At 72.0% G+C, this 14659-nt stretch carries 17 protein-coding genes; 7 read left to right on the top strand and 10 right to left on the bottom strand.

From position 1 onward, the window contains the following. Positions 1-60 precede the first annotated feature (60 nt). From ASD06_RS16860 to ASD06_RS16835, 6 genes are all read left to right on the top strand, one after another. On the top strand, positions 61-1821 hold the full coding sequence (locus ASD06_RS16860) for a protein kinase family protein (protein ID WP_056680330.1): 1761 nt from the start codon (positions 61-63) through the stop codon (positions 1819-1821). Continuing rightward, positions 1818-2468, top strand: coding sequence for an RNA polymerase sigma factor SigM (sigM, locus tag ASD06_RS16855; protein WP_082538155.1), 651 nt, complete (start codon positions 1818-1820; stop codon positions 2466-2468). The genes ASD06_RS16860 and sigM overlap by 4 nt, the downstream gene beginning before the upstream one ends. Further along, positions 2465-3223 (top strand): hypothetical protein, encoded by a 759-nt coding sequence (locus tag ASD06_RS16850; RefSeq protein WP_056680329.1) that lies wholly within the window; start codon positions 2465-2467, stop codon positions 3221-3223. Before sigM ends, ASD06_RS16850 begins: the two co-directional genes overlap by 4 nt. Before the next feature lie 133 nt (positions 3224-3356). Next, positions 3357-4331, top strand: a complete 975-nt coding sequence (gene trxB / locus ASD06_RS16845; protein WP_056680327.1) for a thioredoxin-disulfide reductase — start codon at positions 3357-3359, stop codon at positions 4329-4331. 67 nt (positions 4332-4398) lie between these two features. Continuing rightward, positions 4399-4722: a thioredoxin gene (gene trxA, locus ASD06_RS16840; protein ID WP_056680325.1), complete on the top strand. Its 324-nt coding sequence runs from the start codon at positions 4399-4401 to the stop codon at positions 4720-4722. Positions 4723-4747: 25 nt separating this feature from the next. Then, positions 4748-5914, top strand: a complete 1167-nt coding sequence (locus ASD06_RS16835; RefSeq protein WP_056680323.1) for an N-acetylmuramoyl-L-alanine amidase — start codon at positions 4748-4750, stop codon at positions 5912-5914. Positions 5915-6013: 99 nt separating this feature from the next. Here ASD06_RS16835 and ASD06_RS16830 read toward each other — a convergent pair whose 3' ends face one another. From ASD06_RS16830 to rpmH, 10 genes are all read right to left on the bottom strand, one after another. Further along, positions 6014-6652, bottom strand: a complete 639-nt coding sequence (locus tag ASD06_RS16830; protein ID WP_056680320.1) for a hypothetical protein — start codon at positions 6650-6652, stop codon at positions 6014-6016. Next, the gene (locus ASD06_RS16825) at positions 6649-6849 is read right to left on the bottom strand and encodes a hypothetical protein (protein WP_056680317.1); all 201 of its coding nucleotides are present in this window, start codon (positions 6847-6849) and stop codon (positions 6649-6651) included. The genes ASD06_RS16830 and ASD06_RS16825 overlap by 4 nt, the downstream gene beginning before the upstream one ends. A 175-nt stretch (positions 6850-7024) precedes the next feature. Continuing rightward, entirely contained in the window at positions 7025-8143 is a 1119-nt protein-coding gene (locus ASD06_RS16820; RefSeq protein WP_056680314.1) for a ParB/RepB/Spo0J family partition protein, read from the bottom strand. Next, the gene (locus ASD06_RS16815) at positions 8140-9276 is read right to left on the bottom strand and encodes a ParA family protein (RefSeq protein WP_082538154.1); all 1137 of its coding nucleotides are present in this window, start codon (positions 9274-9276) and stop codon (positions 8140-8142) included. The genes ASD06_RS16820 and ASD06_RS16815 overlap by 4 nt, the downstream gene beginning before the upstream one ends. A gap of 111 nt (positions 9277-9387) precedes the next feature. Beyond that, the gene (rsmG, locus tag ASD06_RS16810) at positions 9388-10050 is read right to left on the bottom strand and encodes a 16S rRNA (guanine(527)-N(7))-methyltransferase RsmG (RefSeq protein ID WP_056680311.1); all 663 of its coding nucleotides are present in this window, start codon (positions 10048-10050) and stop codon (positions 9388-9390) included. Positions 10051-10145: 95 nt separating this feature from the next. Continuing rightward, positions 10146-10733, bottom strand: coding sequence for a R3H domain-containing nucleic acid-binding protein (locus ASD06_RS16805; protein WP_056680309.1), 588 nt, complete (start codon positions 10731-10733; stop codon positions 10146-10148). A 76-nt stretch (positions 10734-10809) separates the two neighbouring features. Continuing rightward, the gene (gene yidC, locus ASD06_RS16800) at positions 10810-11763 is read right to left on the bottom strand and encodes a membrane protein insertase YidC (protein ID WP_056680306.1); all 954 of its coding nucleotides are present in this window, start codon (positions 11761-11763) and stop codon (positions 10810-10812) included. A gap of 21 nt (positions 11764-11784) precedes the next feature. Further along, positions 11785-12129, bottom strand: coding sequence for a membrane protein insertion efficiency factor YidD (yidD, locus tag ASD06_RS16795; protein WP_056680302.1), 345 nt, complete (start codon positions 12127-12129; stop codon positions 11785-11787). Then, a complete protein-coding gene (gene rnpA, locus ASD06_RS16790) occupies positions 12126-12551 on the bottom strand; it encodes a ribonuclease P protein component (RefSeq protein WP_056680299.1) in 426 nt (141 codons plus the stop codon). The genes yidD and rnpA overlap by 4 nt, the downstream gene beginning before the upstream one ends. 10 nt (positions 12552-12561) lie before the next feature. Beyond that, positions 12562-12699 carry a 50S ribosomal protein L34 gene (gene rpmH, locus ASD06_RS16785; RefSeq protein ID WP_056680296.1) on the bottom strand — a complete coding sequence of 46 codons (138 nt, stop codon included), beginning with the start codon at positions 12697-12699 and terminating at the stop codon, positions 12562-12564. Positions 12700-13053: 354 nt separating this feature from the next. Here rpmH and dnaA point away from each other — a divergent pair, with 354 nt between their 5' ends. Then, complete coding sequence (gene dnaA, locus ASD06_RS16780; protein ID WP_082538152.1) at positions 13054-14637, top strand: chromosomal replication initiator protein DnaA; 1584 nt, start codon at positions 13054-13056, stop codon at positions 14635-14637. Positions 14638-14659 lie beyond the last annotated feature (22 nt).

The following is a 14659-nucleotide window of genomic DNA, read 5'->3' as shown; positions in this document are numbered from 1 at the left end:
GCGGTCACGGGACGTCCGGGCCGCAGGTGGCACCTCGAGGGGAGGCCGACGCTGGACAGGGTGGGACCAGGCAGCTCCCTCGGCGGCCGGTACGTCCTGCGCGAGCGCCTCGAGGACTCCCCGCTGTCGTCCTCGTGGCAGGCGCACGACGACGTGCTCGACCGGAGGGTGCACGTGCGCGCCGTCAGCTCCGACCACCCGCACGCCGCCGCGGTGCTCGACGCAGCCCGACGCGCTGCGGCCGTCGAGGACGCGCGGCTCGTCCGGGTGCTCGACGTCGGGGAGGACGACGCCATCACCTTCGTCGTCAGCGAGTGGCTGCCCGCACCCTCGCTCTCGCACCGCCTGCACGGCGGCCCGCTGCCGCCCTCACAGGCCCGCGCCGTGGTCGGTGAGGCGGCGCTCGCGCTGGAGGCGGCGCGTCACCGAGGGTTGCACCACCTGCGGCTCACCCCCGACCGCGTGCACGTGCTCGACGACGGCACGGTGAAGATCACCGAGCTCGCCACCGCCGCAGCGCTGGACGGCATCGACGTCGGTGACGACGCGGGCAACTCCATGGACGGCGAGCAGGCGACCGCCCTCGACACCCGTGACCTGATCGCTCTGGCCTACGCGACCCTCACGGCCACCTGGCCGTTGCCCACCCCGAGCGACCTGCCGCCAGCCCCTCAGGTCGGCGGGCACCCCGTGCCTCCCTCGCAGATCGTCACCGGCGCGCCCGCCGACCTCGACACGCTCTGCGCGCAGACCTTCGCCGGTGCCGGCGCACCCGACACCCCCGGCGACCTCGCGGGGCAGATCGCGCCCTGGGGTCGTGAGCGCCGCGAGGAGCGGGCCGGCGGGGCCTTCCCGCACCTGCTCGCTCCCACGCCTCGCCCACCACTGCCCACCGCGCCGCCGCTCACCCCGGCCCGGCCCGAGCGCCAGAGCAGCTCGCCCGCCCCGCCGGCGTCGCCCACGCTGAGACTGCCGCCGGCGGCCGCGCCGCCGACGCCACCCACGCCGGCCGCGCCGGCCGCCGAGCCCGTGGCCGAGCCCGTGGCCGAGCCGACGTCGGTGCTGCCGGTGCAGCCCGCTGCTCCCGAGCCAGCCTCGCCCACGGCGCCGGCCGTGCCGCTCGGCGGACTGGACGTGCTCTACGACGACCTCGACCACGAGGACGAGCACCTGACCCCATCGGCTGACCCGCAGGCCCGCAGCCAGACCCGCACGGTGCTCGTGCTGGTGGCGGTGTTCGTCGTGGTCTTCCTCAGCCTCGCCTACTGCGGCCTGCGCGGGCTCGGTGAGAACGCCTTCGTCCCGGCTCCCCACACCCGCTCGAGCGCGTCGTCGTCCTCGACGCCCACGCCCACGCAGTCGACGTCGACCGCGACGACGTCCAGCCCGCCCGCCGGGCCGATCCAGGTCAGCACGGCGTCCGGCTTCGACCCGCAGGGCGACGGTGAGGAGAAGAACGACCTGGCCGCCAAGGCCATCGACGGCGATCCCTCGACCCAGTGGACCTCCGACACCTACAAGACGGCCCAGTTCGGCGGGCTGAAGAAGGGCGTCGGCCTGCTGCTCGACCTCGGCCGACGCGGGCCCGTCACCTCCGTGGCCGTGCGCGTCGGTGCCGGGGGCGGGACGTTCGAGCTGCGCACCGCCAGTGGCGACCAGCTCGACTCCACCGTCCTGGCCGAGGCCACGGACGCGGCAGGCACCGTGACGCTGACGCCCAAGCAGCCGGTCACCGCCGACCGGCTGGTGATCTGGTGCACGCAGGCACCGCAGGTCAGTGGCGGGTTCCGCGTCGAGATCGCCGAGGTGACCGTGCGATGACCGCTCGACCCGTCACCGTCGTGTCGGGCTTGGCGGACGCCGAGCTGCTGGCCGCGCACGTCCAGGGCGATCCCGAGGCGTTCGGCGAGCTGGTACGCCGCCACCGCGATCGGCTCTGGGCCGTGGCGCTGCGCACGCTGGGCGACCGAGAGGAGGCCGCCGACGCCCTGCAGGACGCGCTCGTGTCGGCCTACCGCCGCGCCGAGAGCTTCCGGGGCGAGTCGGCCGTCACGACGTGGCTGCACCGCATCGTCGTCAACGCCTGTCTCGACCGCGTGCGACGGCGCCAGGCCCGGCCCACGGTGGCCCTGCCCGAGCAGGAGCCGGCGGACGCCGTCGACGCCCACGACCGCACCGAGACCGCGATCGACGTCCGCGCTGCGCTGGACCGGCTGCCCGAGCACCAGCGGCAGGCCCTCGTGCTGGTCGACATGCACGCGATGTCGGTGGCCGAGGCCGCCCAGGTGCTCGAGGTCGCTGAGGGCACGATCAAGTCGCGGTGTGCCCGTGGGCGCGCGGCGCTCGCGCAGCTGCTGCGGCCGGGGAACCTCGAGGGCGTCCCTGACGTCCCACCGGTGACGCCTGCGGCTCCCGCACCGGCCGCGGAGCGTCCCCATCCCGGTGACCACGAAGGAGGGCGTGCGTGAACCACCCCGCCCTCGAGTCCTTCGGCGACCTCGACGCGGCAGCGCGTGACCCGCACGTCGCGGCCTGCCCCGACTGCCAGCGTGATCTGCAGACCCAGGTGCAGGTGCGCACGCTGCTGGCGTCGTTGCCTGACCCCGGCCCGACGCCCCCCGACGTCGTCGACCGTCTCGAGGCCACGCTGCGCCGGCTCAGCGCCGAGACGTCGGCCGGACACCCCGAGCAATCGGCCGCCGCGAGCACCGTCGTGCCGCTGGCCCCCGCCCGCGAGCGTCGGCACCGCGGCTGGCTCGCGGTGGCGGCGGCCGTCGTCCTGCTCGGTGCGGGGGGTGCGACGCTCAGCCAGCTGGTGCCTGACGGGGGTCGGGCCGACAGCACGGCAGCAGGCGCGGCCCTGAACGGCACGGCCGAGAAGCGCGTGGCACCGGACGCGGGCCTGCAGGCCACCGCCTCGGGCACCGACTACACCGCCGACCGGCTGGCCACGCAGGTCGACCAGGTCCTGGCCAGCCGCCCGTCCTCCGCCGCGGCCGCGCCCTCCGGGCCGCTCGCCACGCCCGCGGGCGTGGCCGCCTGCCTGGCAGCCATCGGTGCGCCCCGGGCGACGCCCCTGCTCGTCGACGTCGCGCGCTACCAGGGCTCGCCCGCCGCCGTCGTGGTGGTGCCGGCCTCGGGCGGGGGACGCGAGATCTGGGTCGTGTCGACGACGTGCTCGCCCGGAAAGGACGGCACCCGCTACTTCACCCGCACCCGCTGACGGGTTGAGGTCGCCCCGTGCCGCCGGGGCCCCCACGGGGAACATCGGGGCCGTACGATCGCTTGACGCAGGTGCTGTCGCACCACACGCCAGGGCTGCCTCGTCCTGGCCACGACCTTGAGGGAAGGCACCCGTGAACGACGTCCGCAACGTGATCATCATCGGCTCGGGCCCTGCGGGGTACACGGCCGCTGTGTACGCGGCACGGGCCAACCTCAACCCGCTGGTCTTCGAGGGCTCGGTGACCTTCGGTGGCGCCCTGATGAACACCACGGAGGTCGAGAACTACCCGGGCTTCCGCGACGGCGTCATGGGCCCGGAGCTCATGGAGCAGATGCGCGCGCAGGCCGAGCGCTTCGGCGCCGAGCTCGTCACCGACGACGTCGTGGAGGCGCGCCTCGACGGTGACGTCAAGACGGTCGTCACCGGTCGCGGTGAGACCCACCAGGCTCACGCGGTGATCCTCGCCACCGGCTCGGCCTACCGCGAGATCGGTCTGGAGAACGAGAAGCGGCTGTCGGGCCACGGCGTCTCGTGGTGCGCCACCTGTGACGGCTTCTTCTTCCGCGACCAGGACATCGCGGTCGTCGGGGGCGGCGACTCGGCGATGGAGGAGGCGACGTTCCTCACGCGCTTCGCTCGGTCGGTGACGATCATCCACCGCCGCGACGAGCTGCGGGCCTCCAAGGTCATGCAGGAGCGCGCCTTCGCCAACGACAAGATCACCTTCCGCTGGAACAGCGAGGTCGTGGAGGTCGAGGGCGACACCAAGGTCACCGGCCTGCAGCTGCGTGACACCGTCACCGGCGAGCTGAGCCACCTGGGCGTCACCGGCCTGTTCGTCGCCATCGGCCACGACCCGCGCACCGAGCTCTTCCGCGACCAGCTCGACCTGGGGCCCGAGGGCTTCGTCGAGGTCGACGGCCGCAGCTCGCGCACCTCGCTCGCCGGCGTGTTCGCCTGCGGTGACGTGGTCGACCACGAGTACATGCAGGCCATCACCGCCGCCGGCTCGGGCTGCGTCGCCGCCCTGGACGCCGAGCGGTACCTCGCCGACCTGGCCGACCACCCGGTGCCCGAGCGCGAGGAAGTCGTCACCCCCGCCTGACCCCGCAGGCGGCTGTCGTCGCCGCCTGGTATGACTGCTGTGCACCTCACCGACCGGAAGGACCGCCATGGGCTCCCGTGTGACCACTGACGCCACGTTCGACCAGGACGTCCTGGCGAGCGACAAGCCGGTGCTCGTCGACTTCTGGGCGCCGTGGTGCGGCCCGTGCCGCGCCGTGTCGCCGATCCTCGACGAGATCGGCGCCGAGCACGCCGACCGGATCGAGGTCGTCAAGATCAACACCGACGAGAACCCCGCGATCGCCGCGCGGTACGGCGTCACCGGCCTGCCGACGATGAACGTCTACGTCAAGGGCGAGCTGGTCAAGTCCATCACGGGGGCCAAGCCGAAGCCCATGCTCGTGCGCGAGCTGGCCGACTTCATCGGCTGAGCGCGTTCCACGCGCTCGACGTGCCATGACGGACCCCTCGGCGGACCCGAGCGCCCTGATGCGCGCAGGTGATCGCGGCGACGGCGTGCGCGCCGTCCGCGAGCGGCTCGTGGCGGCCGGGGAGCTGCCCGCCTCCGCGGTCGAGGACGACGTCTTCGACGGCACCGTCGAACGCGCCGTGCGCGCGTTCCAGCAGCGCCGCGGCATGCTCGTCGACGGTGTGGTGGGTCCGCAGACCTTCCGGGCGCTCGATGGCGCCCGCTGGCTGCTGGGCGACCGGATCCTGCTGCACACCCCGGGGCACCTCGTGAGCGGGGACGACGTCGCCGCGCTGCAGGACCGGCTGAGCTCGCTCGGCTACCCCTGCGGGCGGGTTGACGGCATCCTCGGCGTCGAGACCGACGAGGCGCTGCGGGACTTCCAGCGTGGCGTGGGTCTGCAGGCAGACGGTGTGGCGGGTCCGAAGACCCTGCGGGCGCTGGCCCAGCTGGGCCGGGCCGTCACCGGCGGCGCGCCTCACGCGCTGCGGGAGGCCGACCGCGTGCGATCGGCCGGCCCCGACCTGCGCGGTCGGCTCGTGGTGCTCGACCCGGGGCACTCCCAGGTCGAGCCGGGTGCGGTCGTCGGCGACGTGCGCGAGGCTGACGTGACGCTCGACCTCGCCCGACGGATCGAGGGCCGGCTCGCCGCGCTGGGCGTCCAGACGGTGCTCACCCGCGGCCTCACGGGCAACCCCACCCAGCTCGAGCGCGCCGAGCTGGCCAACGCGCTCGGAGCCGACCTGCTGCTGTCGATCCACTGCGAGGCCCTCCCCAGCACGCCGCAGGCTCACGGCGTCGCCACCTTCTTCTACGGCAGCCCCGAGGGCGGCAGTGCGTGGTCGGCGACCGGCGAGCAGCTGGCCTCCCTCGTGCAGCGCGAGATCGTGGCGCGTACGGGCCTGCTCGACTGTCGCTCGCACCCACGCACCTGGGACATCCTGCGCGGCACCCGGATGCCCGCCGTGCGCCTGGAAGCCGGCTACCTGTCGCACGAGGCGGACGCCGCCCGGCTGGCCGACCCCGAGTTCCGCGACACCGTCGCCGAGGCCGTCGTGGTCGCCGTCCAACGGGTCTACCTCAGCGACCAGGACGAGGGCGCCACCGGCACGCTCCGCCTCGCCGACGTGCTGGCCCGCGTCCGGGCCCCCTGAGCGCGCCGAGTCTCTGGCTACTCAGCCAGGTGGCCAGAGATCCGGCTGCCTGAAACCCAGTAGGCGAGAAACCCGTTGTGCCCCAACGGTTTTGGCCTGCTAGGGGCCGCTCAGCACGGGCGCGCGCACCGAGCCCAGGATGCGCTCCAGGGCCTGCTCGACGTCCTCGCGCCACGACAGCGTCGTGCGCAGGTCGAGCCGCAGCCGTGGGTGTCGGGGGTGGGGCCGCACGGTCTTGAAACCCACGCTGCGCAGGAAGTCCGCAGGCAGCACGCAGCCACCGGCGCTCTGCAGCCGGGCGCGGTCAGTGGAAGTCTCCCAACCGAAGGCCTCGATCGCCCGCACTCCGCGCCGGGTGAGGTCCTTCGCGACGCCCTGCACCAGCATCCGTCCCAAGCCGCCGCCGGTGTACCCCGCCACCACCCGTCCGGTCATGAGCAGGACCGCGTCGCCGCTCACCGGGGCGGTGGGGAAGGCGATCGATCGCGGCACGAGGTAGGCGGGTGCGTACATCAGGTAGCCGGCCGGCACGTCATCGACGTAGGCGATGCGTCCGACGGAGCCCCAGTCGAGCAGGGCTGCCGACAGCCAGGCCTCCTTCTCGAACGCCGTGTCGCCGGTGCGCTCGGCCTGCTGCGCCGCCACCGGAGCGAGCTCCCAGAAGACGCACGATCGGCACGGCGTGGGCAGGTCGGGCAGCGAGTCCAGGGTCAGCGGCTCCAGGCGACGCCCACTCACCCGACCTCCGCACCGACGCCCGGGGGGACGGGGGCCTGGTAGCTCCCGGCGGGAACGGGGTACCGCCGAGGCAGGACGAGGGCCGCGAGGTAGCCGACCGCGGCACCGGTCAGCAGTCCCCCGACCACGTGACGGGCAATGCGCCAGGCGAGGGCGCGACGCCCGGCGGCCCGGTCGTCGCGGTTGCGGCTGTGCATCCTGCCTCCCCTACGTCGCGCCCCACGGGTTCACCGCTGTGCACCGCCGTGCTCCGCGGTCCGTCGCCGGCCACTGCCGGCCATCAGCAGGGCGCAGCGCGGCGCAGCCCTGGACTGCTCGCATCCTACGACGCGAGGGGTCGCTGCGGACAGACCGTGCCCAGCCGGCGCCGGCTCAGCGCTCCGGCTGGCTGCCTCCACCGAACGCCTCGTCACCCGGAGCCAGCAACGCCACGATGCGGTTGAGGTCCTCGACGCTGGCGAACTCCACGCTCAACCGTCCCTTGCGCCGGCCCAGGGCGATCTGCACGCGAGTGTCGAACCGGTCGGACAGGCGCTGGGCCAGGTCGTCGAGGCCAGCGTGCCGTGAGCCGGCACGCGGGCGCTTGGTGCGCGCGGTGGGTGCGCTGTCACCGCCGAGCGCCACGACCTCCTCGACGGCTCGCACCGACAGGCCCTCGGCCACGATCCGTTGGGCCAACCGCTCGATCGCCGCGCCGTCATCGAGGCCGAGCAGCGCGCGAGCGTGCCCTGCGGACAGGACGCCCGCCGCCACGCGTCGTTGCACCAGCGGGGGTAGCTTCAGCAGCCGGAGCGTGTTCGAGATCTGCGGACGCGATCGTCCGATCCGCTGCGCCAGCTCGTCGTGCGTGCAGCCGAAGTCCTCGAGCAGCTGGTTGTAGGCGGCGGCCTCCTCGAGCGGGTTGAGCTGGCTGCGGTGCAGGTTCTCGAGCAGCGCGTCACGCAGCAGGTCGTCCTCAGCCGTGTCGCGCACGATCGCCGGCACGCGCTCGAGGCCAGCCGCCTGGCTGGCCCGCCAGCGACGCTCACCCATGATGAGCTCGTACTGGTCGGGTGCGCCCGCTACCGGACGCACCACCACCGGCTGCAGGACCCCGATCTCGCGCACCGAGTGCACGAGCTCTGCCATGTCGTCTTCATCGAAGACCGATCGCGGCTGCTTGGGGTTAGGCCGGATCTGGCCGACCAGGATCTCCGCGAAGTGCGCTCCTGGCACCGGCATGAGATCAACGGCGGAGGTTTCACGTGGAACCTCAGTTCCTGTTTCACGTGAAACGGCCGGCTCGGCCTGCTCCACGGTGGTCGACTCCCCCGACGGCGCGTCGGTGGTCTCCGTGGTGGTGCCCGCCGTGGTGTGGGCGCCAGGTTCGGCCTCGGCGACCGGTGCGTCCTTGCCGGGGAAGAACACGTCGACCGGCCGCTGGGTAGCCCCCGAGGAGGGCGGGATCAGCGCCCCCAGACCTCGGCCGAGTCCCCGTCGCTTCTCGCTCACGCGCTCGCTCCCTCTCGTTGCCCGCGTTCTGCCACCTCTTTGGCCGCCTCCAGGTAGGACAGCGCACCGCTCGAGCCGGGATCGTAGGTCATCACCGTCTGCCCGTGGCTCGGTGCCTCCGAGATCCGCACCGACCGCGGGATGCTCGCGCGCAGGACCACCTCGGGGAAGTGCTCGCGCACCTGGTCCGCCACCTCCGCCGACAGCCGCGTCCGGCCGTCGTACATCGTCAGCAAAATGGTCGACACGTGCAGTCGCGGGTTGAGGTGCGCGCGGATCAGCTCGATGTTCTTCAGCAGCTGCGAGAGACCCTCCAGGGCGTAGTACTCACACTGGATGGGGATGAACACCTCTTGCGCGCTGACGAACGCATTCACCGTGAGCAGCCCGAGTGACGGCGGGCAGTCGATGAGCACGTAGTCGATGCGCTCTTCCCCGGCGGCGTCCCTGCTCTCAAGGTAGGCGTTCAACGCCTTGAGCAACCGCGACTCGCGAGCCACGAGCGACACCAGCTCGATCTCGGCGCCGGCCAGGTCGATGGTGGCAGGAGCACACCACAGGTTCTCGATGTCTGGGCACGCCTGCACCACGTCGACCAGGGGCGTGTCCTCGACCAAGACGTCGTAGATGCTGGGCACCTCGCTGTGGTGGTCGATGCCCAGGGCGGTCGAGGCGTTGCCCTGCGGGTCGATGTCGAGCACCAGCACGCGGAGCCCGGACATCGCCAGTGCGGCCGCGAGGTTCACCGTCGAGGTGGTCTTGCCGACACCACCCTTCTGGTTGGCGACGGTCATGATGCGGGTGTGCGTGGGCGCGGGCAGACGCTGACCGTGCAGGACCAGACGGCGCCGCGCATCGTGGGCGACCTCCTGCGCGAGAGGGGTGTCGTCGTCCGCCGTGGGGATGGACTCAGCCAGCTCGGCGGGGTCGAGCCGCACCTCGCGGCGCAACAGCGCGGGCCCGTCCAGCGGCGATGTTTCACGGGAAACATCCGGCCAGCCGAGGGACGAGTGCCGTCCAGGCGCCGGGGGGGTCGAGGGGGCCGGTACGTCAGGCCACCCCAGCCCGCTCTCCTTCCGGGAGGGCGATGCCTCCTGCGCTTCCGTCGTCACGCCAGCCTCCAGGGAAGTCATCTCAACGATCAGTGTCCTCGGCCGGTTCGGTTGATCGGCATCCGGGGGTGCCGACTCCTGCGGGGTGCCAGAGAGTCGGCCGTCGGACCCCGTCTCATCCGCAAGCACCCATCATCCGGCACCCGGCCGACGCCCCGGACCGCGACGCGCTCGGGAGCTGGCACGACCGGCTCGCCCGGGCCGCCCCAGCACCGCGGCGGGATCCGGCACCGTCAGACGAACCACGATCGTGGGGTCGTCCACCAGCCCCGTACCGATCTCGACCACCTCCCCCGTGATCCCCCACCGCCGTAACAGCGCCGCATGGGCGTCCAGCTCAGCGGGCGCGCTGCGCCCCTTGATCGCCAGCATCTCGCCGCCGGGCACCAGCAAGGGAGCGCCCCACCGCACGAGTCGGTCGAGCGGAGCCACAGCCCGCGCGGTGACGAACGCTGCGGTCAGCTCACCCGCCAGGTCCTCGGCTCGCGCCCGGCGCAGCTGCACGTGCTCGAGCGCGAGGTCGGCGAGGACAGTCTGCAGCCAGGTCGCCCGCCGGAGCAGTGGCTCGACGAGGGTCACCACCAGATCCGGACGGCGGACCGCCAGCGGGATGCCCGGTAAGCCGGCGCCTGCACCGACGTCGATCACCGAGGCGCCCGGAGGCAGCAGGTCGCTCAGGAGCGCGCAGTTCAGCAGGTGCCGCTCCCAGAGCCGAGGCACCTCGCGCGGCCCGATCAGCCCGTGACTGACGCCGGTGTCCGCCAGGTGATCGGCATACCGCGAGGCGAGGGCCAAGCGGTCTGCGAAGACCGCACGCGCCGCCTCCGGTGGCGGGGGCGTAGGCGATGCGGGGGGTCGGCCGTCGGGGTGTTCCACGTGAAACGCGGGGATCAACCCGGGAGGACGACGACGTACCGGCGGGGCTCGACGCCCTCGGACTCGGTGGACAGGCCTTCCAGCGCCACGGCGTCGTGAACGACCTTGCGCTCGAACGGCGACATCGGGTCGAGAGCCAGTCGCTCGCCCGTGTCGCGAACCCGAGCGACAGCCTCCTGAGCCTGGGCCACGAGCGATGCGCGGCGGGCGGCTCGATGGCCGGCCACGTCGAGCATGAGCCGGCTGCGCTGACCGGTCTGCGCCAGCACCGCGAGCCGGGTCAGCTCCTGCAGAGACTCCAGCACCTCGCCGTCCCGCCCAACCAGCCGCCGAGGCACGCGGCCCTCGTCGGAGTCCACGATCGCCACCGAAGCGCGGTCGCCGTCGATGTCCACCTCGATGTCGCCGTCGAGGTCGGCGACATCCAGGAGCTTCTCGAGGTAGTCGGCGGCGACGTCACCCTCACGCTCCAGGCGCTCAGCCAGCTCCTCCGTCGTCATAGCGGCCGACGTTTCACGTGAAACAGGCGCCTGCGTCGTCTCGGTGTCGTGCGTCGTCTCGGTGCCGTGCGTCGTCTCGGTGTCGTGCGTCGTCTCGCTCATGGGTACTCCTCTGGGAACGGTCCGGGACCGGGCCGCGTGAGTGCGGCAGGAAAGGGAACGGCGGGCGGCGCTGGGGTCAGCTGCCGGCGTTCGGGCTCTTGGGGGTGCGCTTGCCGCGCGGCGCGCGCTTGGGCTGCTGGCGCTGTCCGGCCGACTGCTCAGGCTCGACGGCCGTGCCACCCTCGGTTGCCGCCTCGACGGCCGGCACCTTCCCGTGCTTGCGCTTGCGCTCGAGCATCGCCTTCTCCGCGGGCGAGCCGGGGGCGGGCATGCGGCGGATCACGTAGAACTGCTGACCCATCGACCACGCGTTCGTGGTGAGCCAGTACAGCAAGACACCGATCGGGAAGTTCACCCCCGAGATCGCGAAGACCAGGGGCAGCACGTACAACAGCAGCTTCTGCTGCTTGGCGAACGGGTTGTCGAGCGCCGCCGCCGGCATGTTCTTCATCATCAGCTGGCGCTGCGTGGTGAAGGTGGTGGCCGACATCAGGATGATGAGCACCACCGTGATGATCTTGGTGTTGATGTTCGTCGAGTGCATGAACGTCGACGACAGCGTCGCCCCGAAGAGCGAGGAGTTGTCGGCCTGCTCGGCGAGCTGGCGAGTCAGCGGGCCGATCGGCTGGGAGTTGCGGACGTACTGGTTGAGGACGCGGAACAGCGCGAAGAAGATCGGCGCCTGCAGGATGATCGGCAGGCAGGACGCAAGGGGGTTGGTGCCCGACTCCTTGTAGAGGGCCATCGTCTCCTGGGTCATCGCCTGGCGGGACTCAGGATCGGTCTTGCCCTTGTACTTCTTCTGGATCTTCTGGATCTCGGGCTGGATCAGCTGCATGCCGCGTGAGGCCTTGATCTGCTTCACGAACAGCGGGATCAGGATGATCCGGATGACGATCACGAGTCCGACGATCGACAGCGCCCAGGTGACGCCCGACGCCTCGGGCAGCCCGATAGCCGACAGGATCCGGTGGAAGCCCACCATGATCCACGCCACGGCGTACTCGAGCGGGTACAGGATCTTGCCCATGCGGTGAGGTCCTTGCTGGCGTCAGGCGGCGGTCGCGGGACCGTCGGCGGAGTGGTCGCCCGGCGCAGGCGCGCTGGACGGAACGTGGGAGTGGACGCGCTTCGGCGCCTTCGGGGGAACGTGGTCGACCCCGCCCGGGTTCCAGGGATGGCACCGACCGAGTCGGCGCACGGCGAGCCACGACCCCTTGAGTGCGCCGTGGCGGCGCAGGGCCGTGACGGCGTACGCGGAGCAGGACGGGTAGAACCTGCACCGTGGTGAGATCCACGGCGAGATGATCAGCTGGTACCCGCGCACGAGCAGCGCGAGCACCGACGCCACCGGCCCGGGACGCTCGGTCTCGCCGTCGCGAACTTCGGTGCTCATCGCGGGGCCACCGCGGGCGACGCACCCAGCACACGCTCGAGGACGCGGTCGACCGAGCGAGCCAGCTCAGCGGAGGTGGCCTCGGCGGCCGCGGGGTTCGCGCGGACGACGAGCAGGCTGCCGGCGGGGAGCAACCCCAGGCGGTCGGCGAGCACCGCCCTCAGCCGGCGCTTGACGCGGGTGCGCACAACGGCACCCCCGACGGCCTTGGACACGACGAACCCCACCCGCGCGTCAACGGGGTCTGGACCCATGCGTGCACTCCGCCTCTCGGCCGGTGACCTCTGCGCCTGTGGCTTCTCGGCATCCACTGCCGCCACGAGCAGGTGCGCGACGACGTGCCGGCTCCCGGCCCGAGTTCCGCGGCGCACCGTCAGCGCGAACTCGTCGCGACGGCGCATGCGGTGCGGGGCGGGCAGCACGCCCGCAACCTCAGGCGGAGAGGGACTCGCGGCCCTTGCGGCGGCGAGCGGCCAAGATGGCGCGGCCGGCGCGGGTCCGCATCCGCAGGCGGAAGCCGTGCGTCTTGGCACGACGACGGTTGTTCGGCTGGAACGTACGCTTGCTCACGGCATCTCCTACGGCTTGCGGTGCTCCCCCCGGGAAGCGTGGGCGTCGGCCACCATCGGACACCAGCACGCGGAGCGTTCGGCACGAGGCCGAACGGGTCGAGCGCGGGCATGCGACAGCGGCCGCCACGAGGGGGACCGCACCACGGTACGGCCCGCTTCGGCTGGGGGTCAAACCGCGAGGCGCGACCGGAGCGACCAGCCTCGTCGAACGACCAACCGAGCATTGTTGCAGAGCGGCGAGGCACGGCTCGGATCCGACACGCCGAAGTCTCCCCCCGTCGGCCTCACCTCGTGTAGCGTCTCGTCGCGGCGTCCGGAGACCACTGTCTCCACCGGCGTCCACAGGCTGTGGATGAACGTGTGGACCACCTGCGTAGAGTGGGTCGCCGCGGCGGCACCCGGCAGCCGTCGGCCGAGGACGAGAGGGGCTGCTCAGGTGCAGGTCTCCGAACCCGACCTGGCCCGCGTCTGGCAGGGCACGGTCGCCGCGCTCGGTGACGCCGGCCTCAACGCCCAGCAGCGTGCCTTCCTGCGCTTGGCCAAGCTGGTGGGTCTCATCGACACCACCGCACTGGTCGCGGTCCCGAACGAGTACACGAAGGACGTCCTCGAGCAGCGACTGCGTGCGCAGGTGGTTGACGCGCTGGGCGCGCAGCTCGAGCGCGAGGTGCTGCTCGCCGTCACCGTCGACCCCTCACTCGCGGCCGACCAGGTGGGCGAGATCACCGTCGAGCACGGCAGCGACAGCACCCACTCCCCGGCGAGCACCGACGCCGACGCGTTGCCCGGGCCCGAGGCGCTCGGCAACGGGTACGCCACCGTCGACGACGACTTCGACCTCGACGAGCCCGTGGCGCCGCGGCCGGCCCTGGCGACGTCCGGTGCGGCCGCCGACGAGGCAGCGGCCTCGCACCTGAACCCCAAGTACGTCTTCGACAGCTTCGTCATCGGCTCGAGCAACCGCTTCGCCCACGCCGCCGCGGTGGCCGTGGCCGAGGCGCCGGCCAAGGCCTACAACCCGCTGTTCGTCTACGGCGAGTCCGGTCTGGGCAAGACGCACCTGCTGCACGCGATCGGGCACTACGCCCGCAACCTCTACCCCGGCGTGCGCGTGCGGTACGTGAACTCCGAGGAGTTCACCAACGACTTCATCAACTCGATCCGCGACGACAAGGCCCAGGCGTTCCAGCGCCGGCACCGCGACGTCGACATCCTGCTGATCGACGACATCCAGTTCCTGCAGGGCAAGGTGCAGACGCAGGAGGAGTTCTTCCACACCTTCAACACGCTGCACAACGCGAACAAGCAGGTCGTGATCACCTCGGATCTGCCGCCCAAGCAGCTGTCGGGCTTCGAGGAGCGGATGCGCAGCCGGTTCGAGTGGGGCCTGATCACCGACGTGCAGCCGCCGGACCTCGAGACCCGCATCGCCATCCTGCGCAAGAAGGCGATCCTCGAGCGGATGACCGCACCCGACGAGGTGATGGAGTACATCGCCAGCCGGATCTCCACGAACATCCGCGAGCTCGAGGGCGCGCTCATCCGGGTCACCGCCTTCGCCAGCCTCAACCGGCAGCCGGTCGACCTGGCCCTGGCCGAGATCGTGCTCAAGGACCTCATCCCCAGCGACGGCAGCCCCGAGATCACCTCGGCGGTCATCATCGGGCAGACGGCGAGCTACTTCGGCCTCACGATCGACGACCTGCAGGGTTCGTCGCGTTCGCGCGTGCTCGTCAACGCCCGCCAGATCGCGATGTACCTGTGCCGCGAGCTCACCGACCTGTCGCTGCCGAAGATCGGTCAGCAGTTCGGCAACCGCGACCACACCACGGTCATGCACGCTGAGCGCAAGATCCGCCAGCTCATGGCCGAGCGTCGCAGCATCTACAACCAGGTCACCGAGCTCACGAACCGGATCAAGCAGCAGAGTCGCTGACCGCGTCGGCTACATCACGTTC

It is taken from the genome of Angustibacter sp. Root456 (genome assembly GCF_001426435.1).
Taxonomy (GTDB): Bacteria; Actinomycetota; Actinomycetes; order Actinomycetales; family Angustibacteraceae; genus Angustibacter.
This window is presented reverse-complemented; position numbering and strand designations above follow the sequence as displayed.

What these genes read in the sequence shown, in the direction of transcription:
- sigM (WP_082538155.1), top strand. Translation starts at nt 1,818, where the DNA reads ATGACCGCTCGACCCGTCACCGTCGTGTCGGGCTTGGCGGACGCCGAG.
- dnaA (WP_082538152.1), top strand. Translation starts at nt 13,054, where the DNA reads ATGAACGTGTGGACCACCTGCGTAGAGTGGGTCGCCGCGGCGGCACCC.
- ASD06_RS16815 (WP_082538154.1), bottom strand. Translation starts at nt 9,276, where the DNA reads ATGACTTCCCTGGAGGCTGGCGTGACGACGGAAGCGCAGGAGGCATCG.
- ASD06_RS16805 (WP_056680309.1), bottom strand. Translation starts at nt 10,733, where the DNA reads ATGAGCGAGACGACGCACGACACCGAGACGACGCACGGCACCGAGACG.
- trxA (WP_056680325.1), top strand. Translation starts at nt 4,399, where the DNA reads ATGGGCTCCCGTGTGACCACTGACGCCACGTTCGACCAGGACGTCCTG.
- ASD06_RS16835 (WP_056680323.1), top strand. Translation starts at nt 4,748, where the DNA reads ATGACGGACCCCTCGGCGGACCCGAGCGCCCTGATGCGCGCAGGTGAT.
- yidC (WP_056680306.1), bottom strand. Translation starts at nt 11,763, where the DNA reads ATGGGCAAGATCCTGTACCCGCTCGAGTACGCCGTGGCGTGGATCATG.
- ASD06_RS16825 (WP_056680317.1), bottom strand. Translation starts at nt 6,849, where the DNA reads ATGCACAGCCGCAACCGCGACGACCGGGCCGCCGGGCGTCGCGCCCTC.
- yidD (WP_056680302.1), bottom strand. Translation starts at nt 12,129, where the DNA reads ATGAGCACCGAAGTTCGCGACGGCGAGACCGAGCGTCCCGGGCCGGTG.